Source organism: Allosaccharopolyspora coralli, from assembly GCF_009664835.1.
GTDB classification, from domain to species: domain Bacteria; phylum Actinomycetota; class Actinomycetes; order Mycobacteriales; family Pseudonocardiaceae; genus Allosaccharopolyspora; species Allosaccharopolyspora coralli.
In genome coordinates this window covers 498,842-516,117 of the sequence record NZ_CP045929.1, presented here as the reverse complement: position 1 = coordinate 516,117, position 17,276 = coordinate 498,842, and the positions used below count along the sequence as shown (strand labels likewise).

The following is a 17,276-nucleotide window of genomic DNA, read 5'->3' as shown; positions in this document are numbered from 1 at the left end:
TGCTACCTCCGGCTCGCGTGCTCTGCGTCACCATCATCGCCCAGCCGCGTCGTCGCGGTCGAGCCCCTGCCCGCGGTGTCGCTGCCCGCCGGTGACGATCATCGCTCGTCCGGCAGAGATAAGCTCAGGGAATGGATGTCTACGTCGTCGACGCGTTCACCGACACCCCGTTCAGTGGCAACCCGGCCGGAGTCGTGTTGCTGGACGCTCCTGCGGAGACGGCGTGGATGCAGTCGGTGGCCGCGGAGCTGAACCACTCGGAGACGGCGTTCGTCGTCACCGGCGGCGCCGCCGACGAGCCGAAGTCGCTGCGGTGGTTCACGCCGACCACCGAGGTCGACCTGTGCGGGCACGCCACGCTCGCGACCGCGCACGTGCTGGGCGACGAGCAGCGGTTCACGACCGCGAGCGGTGAGCTCGCGTGCACTTCACTGGCCGACGGCACGATCGAGATGGACTTTCCGCTGGGCCTGGCCGAGCCGGTGGAGCCGCCGGAGGAAGTCGTCGACGCCCTTCCCGGCGTCACCATCGAGGCGTGCGCGCAGGGCAAGAGTTGGGTACTGGTGCAGGTCGCTTCCGCCGCCGAGGTCCGCGCACTGCACCCCGACCTCGACGCCCTCGACGACGCGCACGACGTCATCGTCACGGCCGCCGGGGACCGTCCCGGACTCGACTTCGTCAGCCGCGTGTTCGCTCCGAACGTCGGGGTCCCCGAGGACCCGGTGACCGGATCGGCGCACTGCATCCTCGCGTCGTACTGGTCGCAGAAGCTGGGCCGCACCGGCCATGGAGAACGGTTCGCCGCCGAGCAGGCCTCACCCCGAGGCGGCGAGGTTCAGGTCACGCTCCGAGGGACCCGCGTCGGGCTGGCGGGTCGAGCGGTGACGGTTCTCCGAGGTCAGCTGCACGCGTGAGCCCCTGAGGCCGCCTCGGAGAGATCACCGAGGACGCGCGGCCGGGCACCTGGCACGCTGGTGTCATGGCTCTGCTGCTCAACATCATCTGGCTCGTGTTCAGCGGCTTCTGGATGGCCGTCGGCTACCTGGTCGCCGGCGTGCTGCTGTGCATCACGATCATCGGCATCCCCTTCGGGATCGCCTCGTTTCGAATGGCGAACTACGCGTTGTGGCCGTTCGGCCGCCGCGTCGTGGACGAGCCGGGCGCCGGCTCGGGCGCGGCCATCGGCAACCTGCTGTGGCTGATCCTCGCAGGCTGGTGGCTCGCCATCGGGCACATCGTCACGGGCCTCGCACTGTGCGTGACGATCATCGGCATCCCGCTGGGAATCGCGAGCTTCAAGCTCGTCCCGGTCTCGCTGCTGCCGATGGGTAAACGCATCGTGGACACCGACCAGCCCGGCGTGCCGAGCCCGGCCCGGTGACCGTGTCGCACGTGATCTGACACACAGTTCCGTATTACGGTGGCCGTGCTCGCCTCTCACCTCAAGGAAACCGGTCCCGACGCGGGGGTGTCATGATCACCGACTTGGAGTTGGAGAGGGTCGCGGCCGCCATCGAGCGCGCTCTGCGCGAGTCAGGCCGGGCGGAGCCCGCCACCTGGACGCAGGTCGAACGCCTGCGCCTGCAAGCGGACCTGCTCGACCGCCTCGCCGCAGCACAGCGGCACTGGTCGGGCTCGTTGAGCGGCCGGGCCGAGCTCGTCAGGGACGCCGCAGAGCAGCTCGCCGACGAACTCAACCGGGTCGAGGCCGCGCTCGAAGACCCCCCGAGCACGCCGCAGCCTCCCCGACGGTTCCGCCGCGACCTCGACCGGGCGTGACCCGCGGGGAATCCAGCCGGACGCCGGAGCCCCTCACTGTGCTGCGGCTGGGCACGTATGACCGTGCCCTACGCGCACCAAGGACAGTCCCCGAATCCACTCTCAGGCCCCGAACGGATCCTTGACGTGGTCGACGAGGTCGGCGATGGAACGGATCACCTTTGTCGGCCGGTACGGGTAGCGCTCCGCCGTGTGCTCCCCCGAGATGCCGGTGAGCACCAGGATCGTCTGCAACCCCGCTTCGAGCCCCGAACGTACGTCGGTGTCCATCCGGTCGCCGATCATCAGTGTGTTCTCCGAGTGCGCACCCAGTGTGCGCAGCGCCGAGCGCATCATCAGCGGATTCGGCTTGCCGACGTAGTACGGCGCCCTGCCGGTGACGCGCTCGATGAGCGCCGCGACCGCGCCCGTCGCGGGCAGCGACCCTTCCGGGCTCGGCCCCTTCTCGTCGGGATTCGTCGCGATGAACCGCGCCCCGCCCTCGACCAGCCGGATCAGCTTGGTGATCGACTCGAAGCTGTAGGTCCGGGTCTCCCCCAGAACCACGTAGTCCGGCTCCCGGTCGGTGAGCACGTAGCCGATGTTGTGCAGCGCCGTCGTGAGCCCGGACTCGCCCACGACGTGCGCCGAACCGCCGGGCCGCTGGTTGTCGAGGAACTGCGCGGTCGCCAGCGCCGAAGTCCAGATCGCCGACTCCGGGATGTCCAATCCGCTGCGCAACAACCGGGCTCGCAGGTCACGCGGGGTGTAGATCGAGTTGTTGGTGAAGACCATGAACGGGTTGCCCGCTTCGCGCAGCGCGCTGATGAACGCGTCCGCGCCGGGAACCATGTGCTCTTCGTGCACGAGCACGCCGTCCATGTCCATGAGGTAGGTCCACGCGGTGTCAGTCACGCGCGCGATGATCCCCCGGACAGCGGGTGGATGGCCACTTCGGTGGCCTTGACGACGAACCAGACGCACTCCCCGACTCCGAGTCGCAGGTCAGCCGTCGCGGCGGCGGTCACGTCGGCTGCCAGCGCCGTCCCGTCCGCTGGACCGTCGACGGTGCCTCTGAGCCGGACCACGTCACCACGCGGCTCCACCGCGTCGAGCCTGACACGCACGGCGTTGCGCGGGCTCCCGTGCGGGCGCTCGCGGTGCACGGCCACGGCGGTGGGCGCGAACACGGCACCCGCCGGTTCGCCCGGGCGACCTTCCTCGGCGATGCGGCCACTGACGACCACGTCCTCGGCGCGCACCGAGTCACCGTCCAGCAGTCCGCTGAGCAGGTTGAGCCCGGCGATGCGCGCGGTGAACGCGGCCTTCGGGCGGGTCAGGACCGTCCGCGTCGGCCCTTGTTCGACGATCTCACCCTCGTGCAGCACCACGACGCGGTCGGCGAGCACGACCGCGTCCAGCACGTCGTGGGTGACCAGCACCGTCGGTGTCCGCTGACCCTCCAGCACCCGGTGCAGCAGGCCGCGCATCGCAGGCGCGGCGTCGATGTCGAGGGCGGCGAGCGGTTCGTCGAGCAGCAACAGTTCGGGTTCGGCGGCCAGACAACGCGCGAGCGCGACGCGTTGCGCCTGACCACCCGAGAGCTGCGCGGGACGGCGGTCGGCGAGGACGAGCGCGTCGACCTGTTCGAGCCACCCGGCGGCGGCCTCACCCGCCTGGGCCCTGCTCTGCCCGGCCGAACGCGGCCCGAACGCGACGTTGTCCAGCGCCGACAGGTACGGGAAGAGCAGCGGCGTCTGAGCGAGCAGTCCGACCCCGCGCTTGTGGGTGGGCACGCTCACGCGTTGCGCCGAGTCGAACCACACTCGCTCGCCGAGTGCGATCCGGCCCCGGTCCGGGTCGTGCATCCCGGACAGGGCGGCGAGCAAAGTGGATTTGCCTGCACCGTTCGGCCCGAGCACCGCCACGACCTCACCGGGCGGGGCGTGCATCGCGACGCGGAGCGCGAACGCGCGACGCAGCACGTCGACGTCGGCGTCGAGTCCTTCGCTCACAGCTGTCCTTCCACCGCCTTGGGACGCGCGAGGACGATCACCAGCAGGGCCAACGCGACCAGCAGCAACGACATCGCCACCGCAGCGTCCACATCGGACTGCGCCTCGGTGTACACGGCGAGCGGCAACGTCCGCGTCACGCCTTGCAGACTGCCCGCGAAGGTGATCGTCGCACCGAACTCACCGAGTGCACGCGCGAACGTGAGCACGAGGCTCGACCCGAGCGCGGGCAGCAACAGGGGCACGGTCACCCGGCGGAACGCCGACCACGGCCCGGCTCCGAGCGTGGCGGCGACCTTCTCGTAGGCACCGCCGGCGGAGCGCAACGCGCCTTCGAGCCCGACGACCAGGAACGGCATCGCCACGAAAGTCTGCGCGAGCACCACCGCCGCCGTCGTGTACGGCACGGTCACGCCGAACAGGTCGTCCAGCGGTCCTCCCAACGGACCCGTGCGACCGAGCAGGTACAGCATGGCGAGACCGCCGACCACCGGAGGCAGGACCAGCGGCAGCAACACGAGAGCCCGCAGCACCCGCACCCCCGGAACCGAGCCTCGAGCCAGCACCATCGCCAGCGGTGCGCCCAGCAGCACTGACAGGACAGTGGAGAGCAAGGACGTCTTCACCGACAACCAGAGCGCCGACAGCGCCGTGTCACTGAGCAGCAGAGCGGGAAGCCGCGTCGGTTCGACCCGGAGAAACAGCCCGAGCACCGGCAGGACCACCAGCGCGAGCCCCAGGGCCGCGAACGGCCACAGCGGCAGCGGCACCCCCGACCGAGACGGCCGCGTGCCGAACTCACGCACCCCGGCCGGGCCCGTCACGGCGCCCCGAACCCGGCGCGTTCCAGAACCTCACGTCCCTCGGGACCTTGCACGAACCGGACGAACTCGGCCGCCAACTCCGGCTGCGCCGCGTCCTGCAACGTGGTGATCGGGTAGATGTTGAGCGCCTGCCGCGACTCGGGGAAGTCGATCCCCTCGACCCGGCCTTGCGCCGAACGCACGTCCGTGACGTACACGAGCCCGGCGTCGGCCTCCCCTGCCTGCACCTTCTGCAGAACCGACGTGACGTCGTTCTCCTCACTGACCGGGTTAAGTCGCACCCCGGAAGCCTGCTCCACCTCGTTGGTCGCTGCCCCGCACGGGACCGGGTCCGCGCAGGTCACCACGGCCTTTCCAGGGGCGGCGAGGTCGGCGAGCGACCGAATCCCCGCCGGGTTTCCGGGCGGGACGGCGATCGTGAGCCGATTGGTCACGAACGGCTCCGCCTTCCCGGTCGCCGCGTCGGCGTCGACGACCTTCGTCATGTTCTTCTCGTTGGCCGAGGCGAACACGTCCGCGGGTCGTCCCTGAATGATCTGCTCGGCGAGTGTCGACGAGCCCTGGAAGTCGAACCGCACGCGCACCCCAGGGTTCTGTTCCGAGAAGCGGGCCGCGACCTCTTCGAACGGATCGGTCAACGACGCCGCCGCCAAGACCGTCAGTTCGCGCTCGCCGCCTTCTGCGCCTGAGTCGGCTCCCTGCCGCCCCTGGCCACAGCTCGCGCCCAGCACGAGCACGGCCGCCGCTGCGGTGATCCTGCTGATCCAGCGCATCACGACTCCCCTGGTGTTTCGACGACGACGTTGGTCGACTTGATCACCGCGACCGCGAGGGCTCCGGGTTCCAGTTCCAGGTCACGGACCGCTTCGGTGCTCATCAGCGACACCACCCGATGTGGCCCGCACTGGATCTCCACCTGCGACATCACCGTGTCCGAGACGACCTCGGTGACAAGGCCGACCATGCGGTTCCGGGCGGAGCGGCCCACCCCGGACGGGTCCGGCGTGGCCTGTGCCTGCTCACGTGAGAACCGGGCGAGTGCGGCACCGTCGACCGCGAGCCGACCCGACGCGTCCCGCTCCGCTGCGAGCTGCCCCGCGTCCAGCCAGCGCCGGACAGTGTCGTCGCTGACCGCGAACAGCCCGGCGATCTCCGAGATCCGATACTGCGGCATGAACAGGACTCTAGTTCCGCATCTGCGGAGAAATCCAGAGCCTCGTACCGTATCTGCGTGATCGCATGTCGTCCCGGATGGTGAACGGGTCGATCGGTGTCGCACCTCACGGTTAGTCTCGGTGCCGTGAATGCCGTGGAGCTGGGAATTCCGGTCGTACGCACCCCGACCGACACCTCGGCGCGTCCGGACACGCCCGAACTCGTCGACCGATTCGGCAGGGTGGCCAGGGACCTGCGCGTGTCCCTGATCGACAAATGCAACCTGCGATGCACCTACTGCATGCCCGCCGAAGGGCTGCCGTGGCTCGGGCGCGACGAACTACTCGACACCGACGAGATGATCAGGCTGATCCGGCTCGCCGTCGAGAGCCTCGGCATCACGACGGTCCGGTTCACCGGCGGGGAACCGTTGCTGCGCAAGGACCTCGTCGACGTCATCGCCGCCACCTCGGCGCTGCCCGGCAACCCCAAGACCTCGCTGACCACCAACGGGATCAACCTCGACCGGTTCGCCCGGCCGCTCGCCGACGCGGGACTGAACCGGGTCAACGTCTCGCTGGACACACTGCACGCCGACCGGTTCCGCGAACTCGCCCGTCGCGACAAGCTCGACGCAGTGCTGGCGGGTCTACGCGGCGCCGCGGCGGCCGGGCTGCATCCGGTCAAGGTCAACGCCGTCCTCATGCGCGGGATCAACGACGACGAGGCAGGCGACCTGCTGCGATTCTGCCTCGAGCACGACTACCAGCTGCGCTTCATCGAGCAGATGCCTCTCGACGCCCAGCACGGCTGGGACCGGGACCAGATGGTCACCGCCGACGAGATCCTCGAACTGCTGCACCGCGAGTTCGCCCTGACCCCGCACGAGGCCGAACGCGGCTCGGCCCCCGCCGAACGCTGGCTCGTGGACGGCGGCCCCGGCACGGTGGGCGTGATCGGCTCGGTGACCCGGCCGTTCTGCTCCGCATGCGACCGGACCCGGCTCACCGCCGACGGGCAACTGCGCTCCTGCCTGTTCTCGAACACCGAGACCGACCTGCGCGGACCGATGCGTGACGGCGCCGACGACGCCGAACTCGCCCGGCTCTGGCGCGGCGAGATGTGGGCCAAGGCCGAAGGGCACGGCGTCGACGGACAGGGGTTCGCCGAGCCGTCCCGGCCGATGAGCGCGATCGGGGGCTGAGTGGTGGATCAAGCGGCACACGTCGCGAAGACGGATTCGAGCGCACCGGGAGCGGTTTCGGTGCACGTGCGGTACTTCGCGGGCGCCCGAGCGGCCGCGGGGGTCGCCGAGGAGACCGTCCGTCTCGAGGCGGACGGAAGGCCGCACGATGCGGCGACCGTGATCGGAGCACTGCACGACCGGCACGAAAGCCTGGCGAGCGTGCTTCCGGCTTGCAGTTTCCTCCTGGCCGGGCTGGCCGTGCGGGACCGTTCGGTCGCCGTCCCGGACGGGGCGACCTTGGACGTCTTGCCCCCGTTCGCCGGAGGTTGACGCGCCGACGACCGTGCGTGGCCACGTGCGGCCGAGTTCCTTACCTCTCTCTTCTGTGGGCGCACGCGCGCCCGCGTCTACCGGACACCTCGGCGTGTCTTACACCCTCGGACGAGTGACATTTCGATGTCGCCTCCCGCGCGACGCGCTCCGCGTTAACCCGGCCGGGGGTCCGTCACCCACAGATGCCCGGACAGTCGTCCACCGCTGTCGCACGGTGACACGTGAACGGTTTTCCGGAGACCCGGCCGAGCACCTCGTCCACGCACTCTTTCGGCCTGGATGTCCTTTTGAGGCCCCTTCGGCGACCGTTCACGCTGTCGCCGAAGGGGTGATCCAAGCCTCACCGGCAGTGATCGATCTCGAACCGGATACGGACTCATAACAGCTCCCTGATCAGCAGTTTTAGGTCAGATCGTCAGCGTTCTCGCAACGTTACTGTGACGAGCGTCACCATTGCTCAGGTTTCCGATCCACTTCTCGATTACGTACTGTCGCTTCTCGGTCGGCCCCGAACCGACCGGCAAGGACTGGAAGCCCGCAGCGCCGAACCCTGTCCGGCGGGCTTCTTACCCCGAACGAAAGAACAGCGGACAGGGGCAGGAGAACCGCCACCGGGCGCCCCGAACGCCCGGAAGGTCACGTCGGCCCCCGAAGCCGACCGGGCTCGCAAGGTCCGGGTGCTCCCACAGGCGCGGCTTGGAGAGAGGGACATGGGCAAGCACCGCAAGACTTCCAACGCCAGTCGTAACCTCGCTCGCGTCGCCGTCGCCGGCGCCGTCGTCGCCGCCCCGCTGGCGGTCGCGGCCCCGGCCAACGCGGCCGACTGGGACGAGCTGGCGCAGTGTGAGAGCAGCGGCAACTGGAGCGCCAACACCGGCAACGGCTTCTCCGGCGGTCTCCAGTTCACCCCGTCCACCTGGGCGGCCTTCGGCGGCACGCAGTACGCCGCGAACGCCAAGGACGCCACCCGCGAGCAGCAGATCGCGGTGGCCGAGAAGGTCCTCGCGGGCCAGGGTCCCGGTGCGTGGCCGGCCTGCACCTCGAAGACCAACTGGACCAGCGGTTCGACCTCGGGCGGCAGCTCGACGTCGAGCTCGCAGGAGGAGACCTCCAGCTCCAGCAGCTCCAGCTCGGAGTCCAGCTCGAGCTCGTCCGAGAGCTCCGTGAAGTCCAGCGGCGCCGACTACACGGTTCAGACGGGTGACACCCTGGGCAAGATCGCCAAGAAGTACGGCGTCGACTACCAGGACGTCTTCGAGCAGAACAGCGACGTGCTCAGCAGCCCGCACATGATCTTCCCGGGCCAGAAGCTCGACGTGCAGTGATCGCCTCGAGTGGCGTGCGAGCCGAGTGATCGGCTCGGCCCGCACGCCCCGGCGATCGCCAGAAGTGCCCCACCGCGACCCCCGAAGCGGCGGGGCACTTCTGCGTCCGGGTGGCAAATTCGCGCGAATTTGCCACCCCGCTGTCCACAGGGCGGCGAGTTGTCCACAGGGGTGAGGCCTTGGTTGGGGCAGCTCGCTGATCGGGGATTGCCGGACTCGCCGGGTGCGGTGGTGGGAAGCAGTGACGCTTGCGTGAAGTCGCCGTGCCGGTGAGTGCCTTGGCGGTGCTGAGCGCCAGCCCGAGTTACGGGCAGTTGACCCACTCTTCGGTTCCGTCGGTGAACGTCTGGTGCTTCCAGATCGGCAGCCGCCGCTTCACTTCGTCGACGAGGTCGGAACAGGCCGCGAAGGCGTCGCCACGATGGTCGGCGGAGACGGCGCAGGCGAGCGCCGTATCGCCGATGGCCAGCGACCCGATGCGGTGTTCGACGGCGAGCGCGCGAACGCCGGCCCGAGCGCCGATCTCGACGGCTACGTCCGCGATGACCTCGTGCGCGCTCGGATGCCCTTCGTAATGGAGCTTGTCGACCCCTTTGCCGCCGTCGTGGTCGCGGACCACGCCGCCGAAGGTGACAACCGCTCCGGCGGCGCGATGGTCGACCAGCGACGCGAGCGCCTGCACGTCGAGAGGCGTATCGGTGACACCGGCGCGGAGCACCTCGGCTCGGGGCGCGCCCTCGCCCGCGACCCGATCGTGGTCTCCCCCGTGGAGTTGTTCGACCGCGTGGTCGAGCACGCCGTCGAGCACGCCCAGTCCGTCGTTGACTCCTCCGCGGGAGCCGGGAAGGTTCACCACGAGGGTTCTGCCGCTGACCCCGGCCAGCCCGCGAGAGAGCACCGCAGTGGGAACGTGCGGCAATCCAGCGGTGCGGATCGCGTCGGCGAGACCCGAAACCGGGTAATCGAGGATCTGTGCGGTGACTTCGGGTGTGCGATCGGTGGGGTTGATGCCGGTGCCGCCGGTGGTGATGACGACCGAAGCTCCGTCGTCGACGGCCTCGCGGAGTGCTTCACCGACGGGTTCACCGTCTCCGACGACGCGGGGTTCCGGCACGTCGTAGCCGCGTTCGCGCAGCCACGAGACGATGACGGGCCCGGTCCTGTCCTCGTACACCCCCGCGGCAGCACGGTTCGAGGCAGCGATGACGCGTGCGGTTCTCATGTCTCACGCACCCACGTTCCGGTCTTGCCGCCGTCCTTGCGTTCGACGCGCACGCGGTCGAGGACGGCGGCCGGGTCGACGGCCTTGATCATGTCGTGCAGGGCGAGTCCGGCGCCGGTGACGGCGGTGAGCGCCTCCATCTCCACCCCGGTGCGGTCCGTCGTGCGGACGGTGGCCGTGATGGTCACGTTGTCCTCGCCGGGCTCGAGCTCGACCGTGACACCACTGAGCGCGATGGGGTGGCACAGCGGCACCAGATCCGGAGTGCGTTTGGCGGCCATGATTCCCGCGAGACGGGCGGTGGCGAGCGCGTCGCCTTTGGGCAACCCGTCCCGCCGCAGCAGCGCCATGACGTCGCGGGTCGTGCGGACCACGCCGGTGGCGACAGCGGTCCGGGCGGTGGCCTGCTTCTCGGAGACGTCCACCATCCGTGCGGCGCCGTCGCGGTCCACGTGGGAGAGCTCGTCCTGCGCCATGCGTCGAGCGTAGAGGAACCCGACCGCGCACCGGCCGGGAGGCTGATCGTTTCGAGCTTCTGCGGGTTGGTCTTCGTGGCCGCGCTGCTAGATTCGCGGCATGGCCACGGTCGCGGCGTTGACGTTTTTCCCGGTCAAAGGGTGCGCGGGGAGCACAGTGCCACGCGCCCTGCTCACCAGGGCAGGGCTGGAGCACGATCGGACGTTCCTCGTGGTCGACGACCAGGGCACCGGGCTCACCCAGCGCAAACACCCGCGTCTGGCACTGATCACCCCGGATATCAGCGCCGACGGCACGGAACTCACGCTGTGCGCCCCGGGCGTCGAACCGTTTCGCTTCGGCGTCGACGTGGAGTCGCCCCGCTGCGAGGTCCGCTCGCTCGGGACGGCGCTGCGCGGGATCGACCAGGGTGACGGCGCCGCCGAGTGGCTCGGCGACGCGCTCGGCGTCTCGTGCCGCGTGGTGCGCATTCCGCCGGAGAACGACCGCGTCACGGACGGGCTCGTGACGGGGACCTCGGCATTCGCCGACAGTTGCGCCGTGCACGTGCTCTCCTCCGCCTCACACACGCTGCTCACCGAACGCCTCGCCGAGCGCGGGGTCGAACCGGTCGCGATGCACCGGTTCCGGCCGAACATCGTGGTCACCGGCTGGGAGCCGCATGCGGAGGACCGGGCCCGCACGCTGCGGATCGGCGAGACGGAAATCGCGTACGCGAAACTCGCCGACCGATGCGTCGTCACGACGGTCGATCCCGAGACCGGACGCAAGCGGGGGCCGGAGCCGTTGTCGACGCTGGCGACCTATCGCCGATCTCGCGCGCAGAGCCTGGCGTTCGGCGCGAAGTTCGCGGTGCTCGGAACCGGCAAGCTCGCCGTCGGCGACGAGGTCACCGTGACCGAGTGGGGTGACTCCGAGTTCTGACTCCGCCGACCGGACCGGCCGCGACACTCGGAGCGAACGGCACTTTCGCCTCATCAGACGAGGCGAAAGTGCCGTTCGCCCCTCGGGTCAGTCCTCGACGGCCGGACTGGCCTTGCGGACGGCTTCCGCGACGGCGGGAGCGACGGTCGAGTCGAACACGCTCGGCACGATGAACGAGGCGTTCACCCGCTCGCCGTCCACGACGTCGGCGACGGCGTTGGCCGCCGCGACCATCATCTCGTCGGTGATCTCGCGCGCGTGCGCGTCGAGCAGACCACGGAAGACACCGGGGAACGCGAGAACGTTGTTGATCTGGTTCGGGTAGTCGCTGCGGCCGGTGGCGACGACCTTCGCGTGCTTCTGCGCTTCGAGCGGGTCGATCTCCGGATCCGGGTTGGCCAGCGCGAAGACGATGCCGCCGGGGTTCATGGCCGCGGCGTCCTCGGCGCTGAGCAGGTTCGGCGCCGACACGCCGATGAACACGTCGGCCCCCTTGACCGCGTCGGACAACGACCCGGTCCGGTTGTCCGAGTTGGTGGTCTCGGCGATCGAGCGCAGGTTGGCGTCGGCGTCGCCGCGCTCCCGGTGCACGATGCCGTCGACGTCCACGGCCACGATGTCGCCCGGGTGCTTGTGCTGCAGCAGCCGGATGATCGCCGAGCCTGCCGCGCCGACCCCGCACACGACGACGCGGCACTCGGAGAGGTCCTTGTCGACGACGCGTAGGGCGTTGCGGAGCGCGGCGAGCACGACGATGGCCGTGCCGTGCTGGTCGTCGTGAAAGACCGGGATGTCCAGCTTCTCGCGCAGCCGCGCCTCGATCTCGAAACAGCGAGGGGCGGCGATGTCCTCGAGGTTGATGCCGCCGTAGACGGGCGCCATGAGCTCGACGGTGCGGATGATCTCCTCGGTGTCCTGGGTGTCCAGGCACACCGGCCAGGCGTTGACGCCCGCGAACTTCTTGAACAGGGCGGCCTTGCCTTCCATCACCGGCAGGCTCGCGGCGGGCCCGATGTTGCCGAGCCCCAGCACGGCGGAGCCGTCGGTGACCACGGCCACGGAGTTCCGCTTGACGGTCAGCCGGCGCGCGTCCTCCGGGTTCTCCGCGATCGCCGTGCACACCCGGGCGACACCGGGCGTGTAGGCGCGGGAGAGGTCGTCGCGGTTGGCGAGCGCGACCTTGGAGGCGACCTCGATCTTGCCACCGAGGTGCACGAGGAAGGTCCGGTCGGAGACCTTGCGAACCCGGACACCGGGCAGGGACTCCAGAACGTCCTGGACTTCCTGGGCGTGATCGGACGAGAGCGCGTTGCAGGTGATGTCGACGACGATGCGGTCCGCGTGGGACTCGACGACGTCGAACGCCGTGATGACACCGCCCGCCCGGCCGATCGCGCCCGCGAGGTCTCCCGCCGCGCTCGCCGACGGCGGCGCCTCGACGCGCACGGTGATCGAGTAACCGGGGCCGGGAACAGGCATGGCACAACCTCTCACGTCGACGTCGACGTCGAGATTAGAACCGTCCCCACCAGCCGTGACCCCCGGGTGGGTTACTCACCGGTCACGTGTGTTTCCCGCCACTCGGGGCGGCGATCAGCTCCAGTTGACGCGGGTGACCGGGTGCCGGTAGCCGAGTGTCTCCTCGGTGAGCGGGAAGCTCGTGTCGCCGAACGGGGACAGCGCACCCTGCTTGTCGGCGAGAAACTCACTGACGGCGTGCTCGCCGTCCTGCACCTGCGGCCATGCCGGGTCGACGCGCTCTTCGTTCACCTTCTTGCCGCTGGCCACGTGGTCCTCCTGTACTCGTCACACCACTGCGGGTCCGGGGTGTGGTGCGCGTTCCAGTTTGCCCCATGGAGCGGGCGCGGTGGAGCCGGGTCGTTATCTTGGTGAGGATGCCCAATGCGTCCTTGACCGAATGGCTGAGGGACCGCGGCGACGAGGAACTCGTCGAGTTGCTCCGCGCGCGGCCCGACCTCGCCGCGCCGCCACCGGCGGACTCGTCGGTGCTGGCGACGCGCGCGGGCGTGCGCTCGTCGGTGGCACGCGCCTGTGAGGAGCTGGACGCGTTCGCGCTGTCGACGCTGGAGGCGCTGGTCGTGCTCGATGCCGACCAGGAGCCGACGTCGCTCGAGGCGCTCGCCGAGCTGCTCGGCTCCGAGGTCACCCCGCAACGGGTGCGCCGCACCGTGCAACTGCTGCGCGCTCATGCCCTGGTGTGGGGCGACGACGACGGACTGGCGGTCCCGACGACGCTGCGCGAGGCGGTGCCGTCGACGCCTGGCGGGCTGGGGCGTCCGTCGTCGCTCGCACGAGCCGAGGCCGAGGAAGCCGTCGCCGCCCTCGACGACGGTGAACGCGCACTGGTCGACAAGCTCGCCGACGGCTCACCACTCGGACGGACCAGGGACGCCGCACTCGAGCGACCGCGCGCGGACTCGGACTCGCCCGCGGAACGACTGCTGGCGCGGAGTCTGCTGCTGCGTCGCGACAAGCAGACCGTGGAGCTGCCTCGCGAGATGGCGTTCGCCGTCCGCGGCGACTGTCCGATGGGGACGGTGCAGCCGGAGGAACCGATCCTCGACCTCGTCGAACGCGAACAGCACACAGTGGACTCGACCTCGGCGGGCGCCGTGCTGGAACTGTTGCGGCACATGGAATCGCTGCTCGACGCGTGGGGCGACGACCCACCGGACGTCCTGCGCTCGGGCGGCGTCGGCGTGCGGGAGCTGCGCCGGACCGCCAAGGACGTCGACGTCGACGAGGACCGGCTCGCCCTGCTGGTCGAGCTGGCCGTGGCAGCCGGACTGCTCGCACGCACCGACGACGAGGCGCCACAGTGGGTGCCCACGACACAGTCCGACACGTGGCGCTCGTCCATGCCGGAACAGCAGTGGGCGGTGGTGGCGAAGACCTGGCTGGATTTGCCGCGCCTGCCCGGACTCATCGGCGCCCGGGACGAGAAGGACAAACCGCTCGGGCCGTTGTCCGAACAGCTTCGCCGGCCGAACGCGCCGCGAGACCGGCGCCGCGTGCTCACGCTGCTCGACGAACTCCCCTCGGGGCACGGAATCCGGGACGCCGCCGACGTGGCGGCCGTTCTGGCGTGGCGGGCGCCGCGTCGCGGTGGTCGACTCCGCGACGATCTGGTCCGGTGGTCCGTCGCCGAGGCGACCGCGATCGGTGTCGTCGCTCTCGGCGCGCTTCCCACGGCGGGCAGAGCACTGCTCGACGGCTCGTCGGAGGCCGCGAAACTGCTCGGCGAGTCGCTGCCCGAACCGCTCGACCATGTTCTCGTTCAGGCCGACCTGACGGTCGTGGCACCGGGGCGGCTGGAGCCCGACCTCGCCGCCGAGATGCACCAGATCGCCGACGTGGAGTCTGCAGGCAGCGCCACGGTCTTCCGGGTGAGCGAGTCGAGCGTGCGCCGCGCGTACGACGCCGGGCGCAGCGCCGACGACCTGCACGCGTTCTTCCGCGAGCGGTCCCGGACGCCGGTGCCGCAGGCGTTGACCTACCTGATCGACGACGTCTCGCGGCGCCACGGGCGGCTGCGCGCCGGGACCGCATCAGCCTTTCTGCGCTGCGACGACGAGGTTCTGCTCGCGGAAGTCCTCGCCTCCGCCGCGCTCGCCGACCTCGAGTTGCGCAAGATCGCGCCGACTGTGCTGGTGAGTCCGCTGCCGCTCAGCGAGGTGGTCGACACCATGCGGTCGGCCGGGTTCGCCCCGGTCGCCGAAGGCCCGGACGGCCAGGTTCTCGACCTCACCGCCAAGGGACCACGGGTGCGGGCGATGGGCCGCGAGCCCGCCCCTGCGGCCCTGCCGACTCCGAGCGAGGACAAACTCGCCGAACTCGTCCGTCAGGTCCGCGCCGGCGATCGCGCGAGCACCGCCCGGCGTGGCAGCGCGGTGACTCCGGAACGCGGGCGTCCGAGCGCGAGCGCCACTCTCGAACTCCTCCGGGACGCCGCCACGCACGAGCGCTCCGTCTGGCTCGGGTTCGTCGACGCGCACGGCGGAGCGACGCAACGCGTCGTCGCACCGGTGACCGTCGGGGGCGGCATCCTGCAGGGCTACGACCAGGGCAGCGGCGAGCTGGGAAACTTTCCGCTGCACCGCATCACCTCGGTCGCCGTCGTCGACGAATGACCCGATCCATGGAGCGAACGGCACTTTCGCCCCGTGAGACGAGGCGAAAGTGCCGTTCGCCTCGACTTTGAGAGGGCGCGGGACCACCACGCAGATCACCCGCGTGCGTGCCCTCGAACAGGTGAGCGTCAGCGTTGGGTGGCGGCCATGCGCTGGCGCATGGCGTGCTGCACGAGCGTGATCAGCGTCTGCTTCGTCGACTCCCGGTTGCGGGCGTCGACGGTGACCATCGGGACCGACTCGTCGATGGTCAACGCCTCCCGGACGTCCTCCATCCGGTGATGCATCACCCCGTCGAAGCAGTTCACCGCGACCACGTACGGCAGGCCGCGGTCGTCGAAGAAGTCGATGGAGGCGAACGCGTCCGCGAGCCGACGCGTGTCGACCAACACGACCGCACCGATCGCGCCGCGCACCAGGTCGTCCCACATGAACCAGAACCGATGCTGGCCCGGTGTGCCGAACAGGTACAGGATCAGGTCGGAGTCCAGGGACACCCGACCGAAGTCCATCGCGACCGTCGTCGTCGACTTGCCGGGGGTGGCGCTGAGGTCGTCGACCCCGACGCTCGCCTCCGTCATGACCGCTTCCGTCGTCAGCGGCACGATCTCGGAGACCGAGCCGACGAACGTCGTCTTGCCCACGCCGAAACCGCCGGCGACGACGATCTTCGTCGAGGTCTTCCCGCCGCCGTTGTTCCCCGCCGACCGGGGGTCAGAGCCTGCGAAGCCCACTGAGCACCCTTTCCAAGAACTCCATGGAAGGTCGGTCCCCGACGACCATGCCACTCTCGTGAATCAGGACCAGACCGAGACCGGCCATGTCGCCGATCAACACCCGCACCACGCCGAGCGGCAGGCGCAGGTGGGCCGCGATCTCGGCCACCGAGCGAGCCTCCTCGCACAGCCCGACGATCGAGCGGTGTTCCGGCGTGGCCGGGCTCGACTGGTCGCGGCCGCGCACACTGGTGGAGACCAGCGTCTCGATGGCGAGATCATATTCGGTTCGGGTGCGCCCCCTGGTCCTGGCGTAGGGCCGCACCAACGAGCCGGTGTCGTTCGACGCGTCCGGCGCCGGTGCCTGCTGGGCCCCCAGCGTCGGCATCGAGGCCGAGATCGACGGCATCGACTGCGACACCGGCGGCAACGGTTGCGAGATCGACGGCGGACCCCCGCCGGACGGGGTCCCGCGCCGGGCAGAGCGGTCCGCCGACGCCCGGTCCGACGAGCGGCCGGATCCGATGAGGTCGGCACCCGGGCCGCCGAACAGCGACCGCCCGTATTCCCCGGACCGGTAGTCGGCGCCGTAGGCGTTCGACCACGGATCCTGCCCGCGAGCCTGGTCCCCTGCCGCCTCGACGAAGTCGTCCTGCCACGCGTCGGCGTCGCCGCGCTGCTGGTACAGGCGGTAGAGATCTCCGTCCCAGTTCGGGTCGGGCCCGCTGGTCATCGCGAACTCCCCTCGAATCGGGCAGTGCGTCTCATCGGCCCATTCCCTGCAGCTGCGCACGCAGCTCCGGGTGAGCTGGCGGCCGACGCGCTCGACGAGCAAGGTCATCTCGTAGGCGACCAGCCCGATGTCGGCGTTGGGCGCGGCGAGGACCGCCAGGCACGAGCCGTCGCTGATGGACGTGAGGAACAGGTAGCCCTGCTCCATCTCCACCACCGTCTGGGTGACGTCGCCGGCCTCGAAACAGCGGGCGGCGCCCTGGGTGAGGCTGACGAGCCCGGAAGCGACCGCCGACAACTGCTCGGCGCGGTCCCGGGGCAGGCCCTGGGAGCCTGCGAGCAGCAGACCGTCGGCGGAGACCACCACCGAGTGCGCGACACCGGGAACCCGGCGCACGAAGTCGGTGATCAGCCAACTGAAGCTGTTGCTGTTGCTGCTCATGGGATGCTGGACGGAC

Annotated in this window: 19 protein-coding genes and 1 pseudogene; 8 read left to right on the top strand and 12 right to left on the bottom strand. The window is 70.1% G+C overall.

All coding sequences use genetic code 11. The annotated features are described in order from the left end of the window. Positions 1–131: 131 nt before the first annotated feature. From GIY23_RS02465 to GIY23_RS02455, 3 genes are all read left to right on the top strand, one after another. Positions 132–914 (top strand): PhzF family phenazine biosynthesis protein, encoded by a 783-nt coding sequence (locus GIY23_RS02465; RefSeq protein WP_154075178.1) that lies wholly within the window; start codon positions 132–134, stop codon positions 912–914. Between the two features lie 65 nt (positions 915–979). Further along, entirely contained in the window at positions 980–1,381 is a 402-nt protein-coding gene (locus tag GIY23_RS02460) for a YccF domain-containing protein (protein WP_154075177.1), read from the top strand. Positions 1,382–1,473: 92 nt separating this feature from the next. Further along, the gene (locus GIY23_RS02455; RefSeq protein WP_228717504.1) at positions 1,474–1,779 is read left to right on the top strand and encodes a hypothetical protein; all 306 of its coding nucleotides are present in this window, start codon (positions 1,474–1,476) and stop codon (positions 1,777–1,779) included. A 102-nt stretch (positions 1,780–1,881) separates the two neighbouring features. Here the strand turns inward: GIY23_RS02455 and GIY23_RS02450 are convergent, their stop codons facing one another. The 5 genes from GIY23_RS02450 to GIY23_RS02430 are packed head-to-tail and all read right to left on the bottom strand — an operon-like array spanning position 1,882 to position 5,771. Next, positions 1,882–2,646 carry an HAD-IIA family hydrolase gene (locus GIY23_RS02450; RefSeq protein WP_187352120.1) on the bottom strand — a complete coding sequence of 255 codons (765 nt, stop codon included), beginning with the start codon at positions 2,644–2,646 and terminating at the stop codon, positions 1,882–1,884. A 23-nt stretch (positions 2,647–2,669) separates the two neighbouring features. Next, the gene (locus GIY23_RS02445) at positions 2,670–3,710 is read right to left on the bottom strand and encodes a sulfate/molybdate ABC transporter ATP-binding protein (protein ID WP_154078553.1); all 1,041 of its coding nucleotides are present in this window, start codon (positions 3,708–3,710) and stop codon (positions 2,670–2,672) included. Between the two features lie 59 nt (positions 3,711–3,769). After that, positions 3,770–4,543 carry an ABC transporter permease gene (locus tag GIY23_RS02440; RefSeq protein WP_187352119.1) on the bottom strand — a complete coding sequence of 258 codons (774 nt, stop codon included), beginning with the start codon at positions 4,541–4,543 and terminating at the stop codon, positions 3,770–3,772. 50 nt (positions 4,544–4,593) lie between these two features. Further along, the gene (gene modA, locus GIY23_RS02435; protein ID WP_154075175.1) at positions 4,594–5,370 is read right to left on the bottom strand and encodes a molybdate ABC transporter substrate-binding protein; all 777 of its coding nucleotides are present in this window, start codon (positions 5,368–5,370) and stop codon (positions 4,594–4,596) included. Continuing rightward, positions 5,370–5,771 carry a TOBE domain-containing protein gene (locus GIY23_RS02430; RefSeq protein ID WP_154075174.1) on the bottom strand — a complete coding sequence of 134 codons (402 nt, stop codon included), beginning with the start codon at positions 5,769–5,771 and terminating at the stop codon, positions 5,370–5,372. The genes modA and GIY23_RS02430 overlap by 1 nt, the downstream gene beginning before the upstream one ends. 135 nt (positions 5,772–5,906) lie before the next feature. Between GIY23_RS02430 and moaA the strand changes: the two genes are divergently transcribed. The 3 genes from moaA (at position 5,907) to GIY23_RS02415 (ending at position 8,596) form a co-directional block, all read left to right on the top strand. After that, positions 5,907–6,956, top strand: coding sequence for a GTP 3',8-cyclase MoaA (moaA, locus tag GIY23_RS02425; protein WP_154078551.1), 1,050 nt, complete (start codon positions 5,907–5,909; stop codon positions 6,954–6,956). Positions 6,957–7,016: 60 nt separating this feature from the next. Next, positions 7,017–7,268 (top strand): MoaD/ThiS family protein, encoded by a 252-nt coding sequence (locus GIY23_RS02420; RefSeq protein ID WP_154075173.1) that lies wholly within the window; start codon positions 7,017–7,019, stop codon positions 7,266–7,268. A gap of 713 nt (positions 7,269–7,981) precedes the next feature. Continuing rightward, the gene (locus GIY23_RS02415) at positions 7,982–8,596 is read left to right on the top strand and encodes a transglycosylase family protein (protein ID WP_154075172.1); all 615 of its coding nucleotides are present in this window, start codon (positions 7,982–7,984) and stop codon (positions 8,594–8,596) included. A 304-nt stretch (positions 8,597–8,900) separates the two neighbouring features. Here the strand turns inward: GIY23_RS02415 and GIY23_RS02410 are convergent, their stop codons facing one another. Together GIY23_RS02410 and moaC are read right to left on the bottom strand one after the other, a co-directional pair. Continuing rightward, complete coding sequence (locus tag GIY23_RS02410; protein ID WP_154075171.1) at positions 8,901–9,818, bottom strand: molybdenum cofactor biosynthesis protein MoaE; 918 nt, start codon at positions 9,816–9,818, stop codon at positions 8,901–8,903. Then, positions 9,815–10,294 carry a cyclic pyranopterin monophosphate synthase MoaC gene (gene moaC, locus GIY23_RS02405; RefSeq protein WP_154075170.1) on the bottom strand — a complete coding sequence of 160 codons (480 nt, stop codon included), beginning with the start codon at positions 10,292–10,294 and terminating at the stop codon, positions 9,815–9,817. The genes GIY23_RS02410 and moaC overlap by 4 nt, the downstream gene beginning before the upstream one ends. Positions 10,295–10,394: 100 nt before the next feature. Between moaC and GIY23_RS02400 the strand changes: the two genes are divergently transcribed. Continuing rightward, complete coding sequence (locus tag GIY23_RS02400; RefSeq protein ID WP_154075169.1) at positions 10,395–11,219, top strand: MOSC domain-containing protein; 825 nt, start codon at positions 10,395–10,397, stop codon at positions 11,217–11,219. Between the two features lie 87 nt (positions 11,220–11,306). Here GIY23_RS02400 and GIY23_RS02395 read toward each other — a convergent pair whose 3' ends face one another. Both GIY23_RS02395 and GIY23_RS02390 read right to left on the bottom strand, forming a co-directional pair. Beyond that, on the bottom strand, positions 11,307–12,698 hold the full coding sequence (locus GIY23_RS02395) for an NAD-dependent malic enzyme (RefSeq protein WP_154075168.1): 1,392 nt from the start codon (positions 12,696–12,698) through the stop codon (positions 11,307–11,309). A 114-nt stretch (positions 12,699–12,812) separates the two neighbouring features. Next, positions 12,813–13,007 (bottom strand): hypothetical protein, encoded by a 195-nt coding sequence (locus GIY23_RS02390; RefSeq protein WP_154075167.1) that lies wholly within the window; start codon positions 13,005–13,007, stop codon positions 12,813–12,815. A gap of 107 nt (positions 13,008–13,114) precedes the next feature. Between GIY23_RS02390 and GIY23_RS02385 the strand changes: the two genes are divergently transcribed. Beyond that, positions 13,115–15,370 (top strand): helicase-associated domain-containing protein, encoded by a 2,256-nt coding sequence (locus GIY23_RS02385; RefSeq protein ID WP_154075166.1) that lies wholly within the window; start codon positions 13,115–13,117, stop codon positions 15,368–15,370. A 128-nt stretch (positions 15,371–15,498) separates the two neighbouring features. On the opposite strand, the gene GIY23_RS02380 is transcribed toward GIY23_RS02385, so the two are convergent. The 3 genes and pseudogenes from GIY23_RS02380 to GIY23_RS02370 all read right to left on the bottom strand — a co-directional run bounded on the left by GIY23_RS02380 (position 15,499) and on the right by GIY23_RS02370 (position 17,260). After that, positions 15,499–16,104, bottom strand: coding sequence for a GTP-binding protein (locus GIY23_RS02380; protein WP_154075165.1), 606 nt, complete (start codon positions 16,102–16,104; stop codon positions 15,499–15,501). Then, entirely contained in the window at positions 16,085–16,879 is a 795-nt protein-coding gene (locus GIY23_RS02375) for a DUF742 domain-containing protein (protein ID WP_407646820.1), read from the bottom strand. Before GIY23_RS02375 ends, GIY23_RS02380 begins: the two co-directional genes overlap by 20 nt. Continuing rightward, positions 16,851–17,260: pseudogene (locus tag GIY23_RS02370) on the bottom strand (roadblock/LC7 domain-containing protein). Before GIY23_RS02370 ends, GIY23_RS02375 begins: the two are co-directional and overlap by 29 nt. Positions 17,261–17,276: the final 16 nt, after the last annotated feature.

What these genes read in the sequence shown, in the direction of transcription:
- GIY23_RS02465 (WP_154075178.1), top strand. Translation starts at nt 132, where the DNA reads ATGGATGTCTACGTCGTCGACGCGTTCACCGACACCCCGTTCAGTGGC.
- GIY23_RS02460 (WP_154075177.1), top strand. Translation starts at nt 980, where the DNA reads ATGGCTCTGCTGCTCAACATCATCTGGCTCGTGTTCAGCGGCTTCTGG.
- GIY23_RS02455 (WP_228717504.1), top strand. Translation starts at nt 1,474, where the DNA reads ATGATCACCGACTTGGAGTTGGAGAGGGTCGCGGCCGCCATCGAGCGC.
- GIY23_RS02450 (WP_187352120.1), bottom strand. Translation starts at nt 2,646, where the DNA reads ATGGACATGGACGGCGTGCTCGTGCACGAAGAGCACATGGTTCCCGGC.
- GIY23_RS02445 (WP_154078553.1), bottom strand. Translation starts at nt 3,710, where the DNA reads ATGCACGCCCCGCCCGGTGAGGTCGTGGCGGTGCTCGGGCCGAACGGT.
- modA (WP_154075175.1), bottom strand. Translation starts at nt 5,370, where the DNA reads ATGCGCTGGATCAGCAGGATCACCGCAGCGGCGGCCGTGCTCGTGCTG.
- GIY23_RS02430 (WP_154075174.1), bottom strand. Translation starts at nt 5,771, where the DNA reads ATGCCGCAGTATCGGATCTCGGAGATCGCCGGGCTGTTCGCGGTCAGC.
- GIY23_RS02415 (WP_154075172.1), top strand. Translation starts at nt 7,982, where the DNA reads ATGGGCAAGCACCGCAAGACTTCCAACGCCAGTCGTAACCTCGCTCGC.
- GIY23_RS02410 (WP_154075171.1), bottom strand. Translation starts at nt 9,818, where the DNA reads ATGAGAACCGCACGCGTCATCGCTGCCTCGAACCGTGCTGCCGCGGGG.
- moaC (WP_154075170.1), bottom strand. Translation starts at nt 10,294, where the DNA reads ATGGCGCAGGACGAGCTCTCCCACGTGGACCGCGACGGCGCCGCACGG.
- GIY23_RS02400 (WP_154075169.1), top strand. Translation starts at nt 10,395, where the DNA reads ATGGCCACGGTCGCGGCGTTGACGTTTTTCCCGGTCAAAGGGTGCGCG.
- GIY23_RS02395 (WP_154075168.1), bottom strand. Translation starts at nt 12,698, where the DNA reads ATGCCTGTTCCCGGCCCCGGTTACTCGATCACCGTGCGCGTCGAGGCG.
- GIY23_RS02385 (WP_154075166.1), top strand. Translation starts at nt 13,115, where the DNA reads ATGCCCAATGCGTCCTTGACCGAATGGCTGAGGGACCGCGGCGACGAG.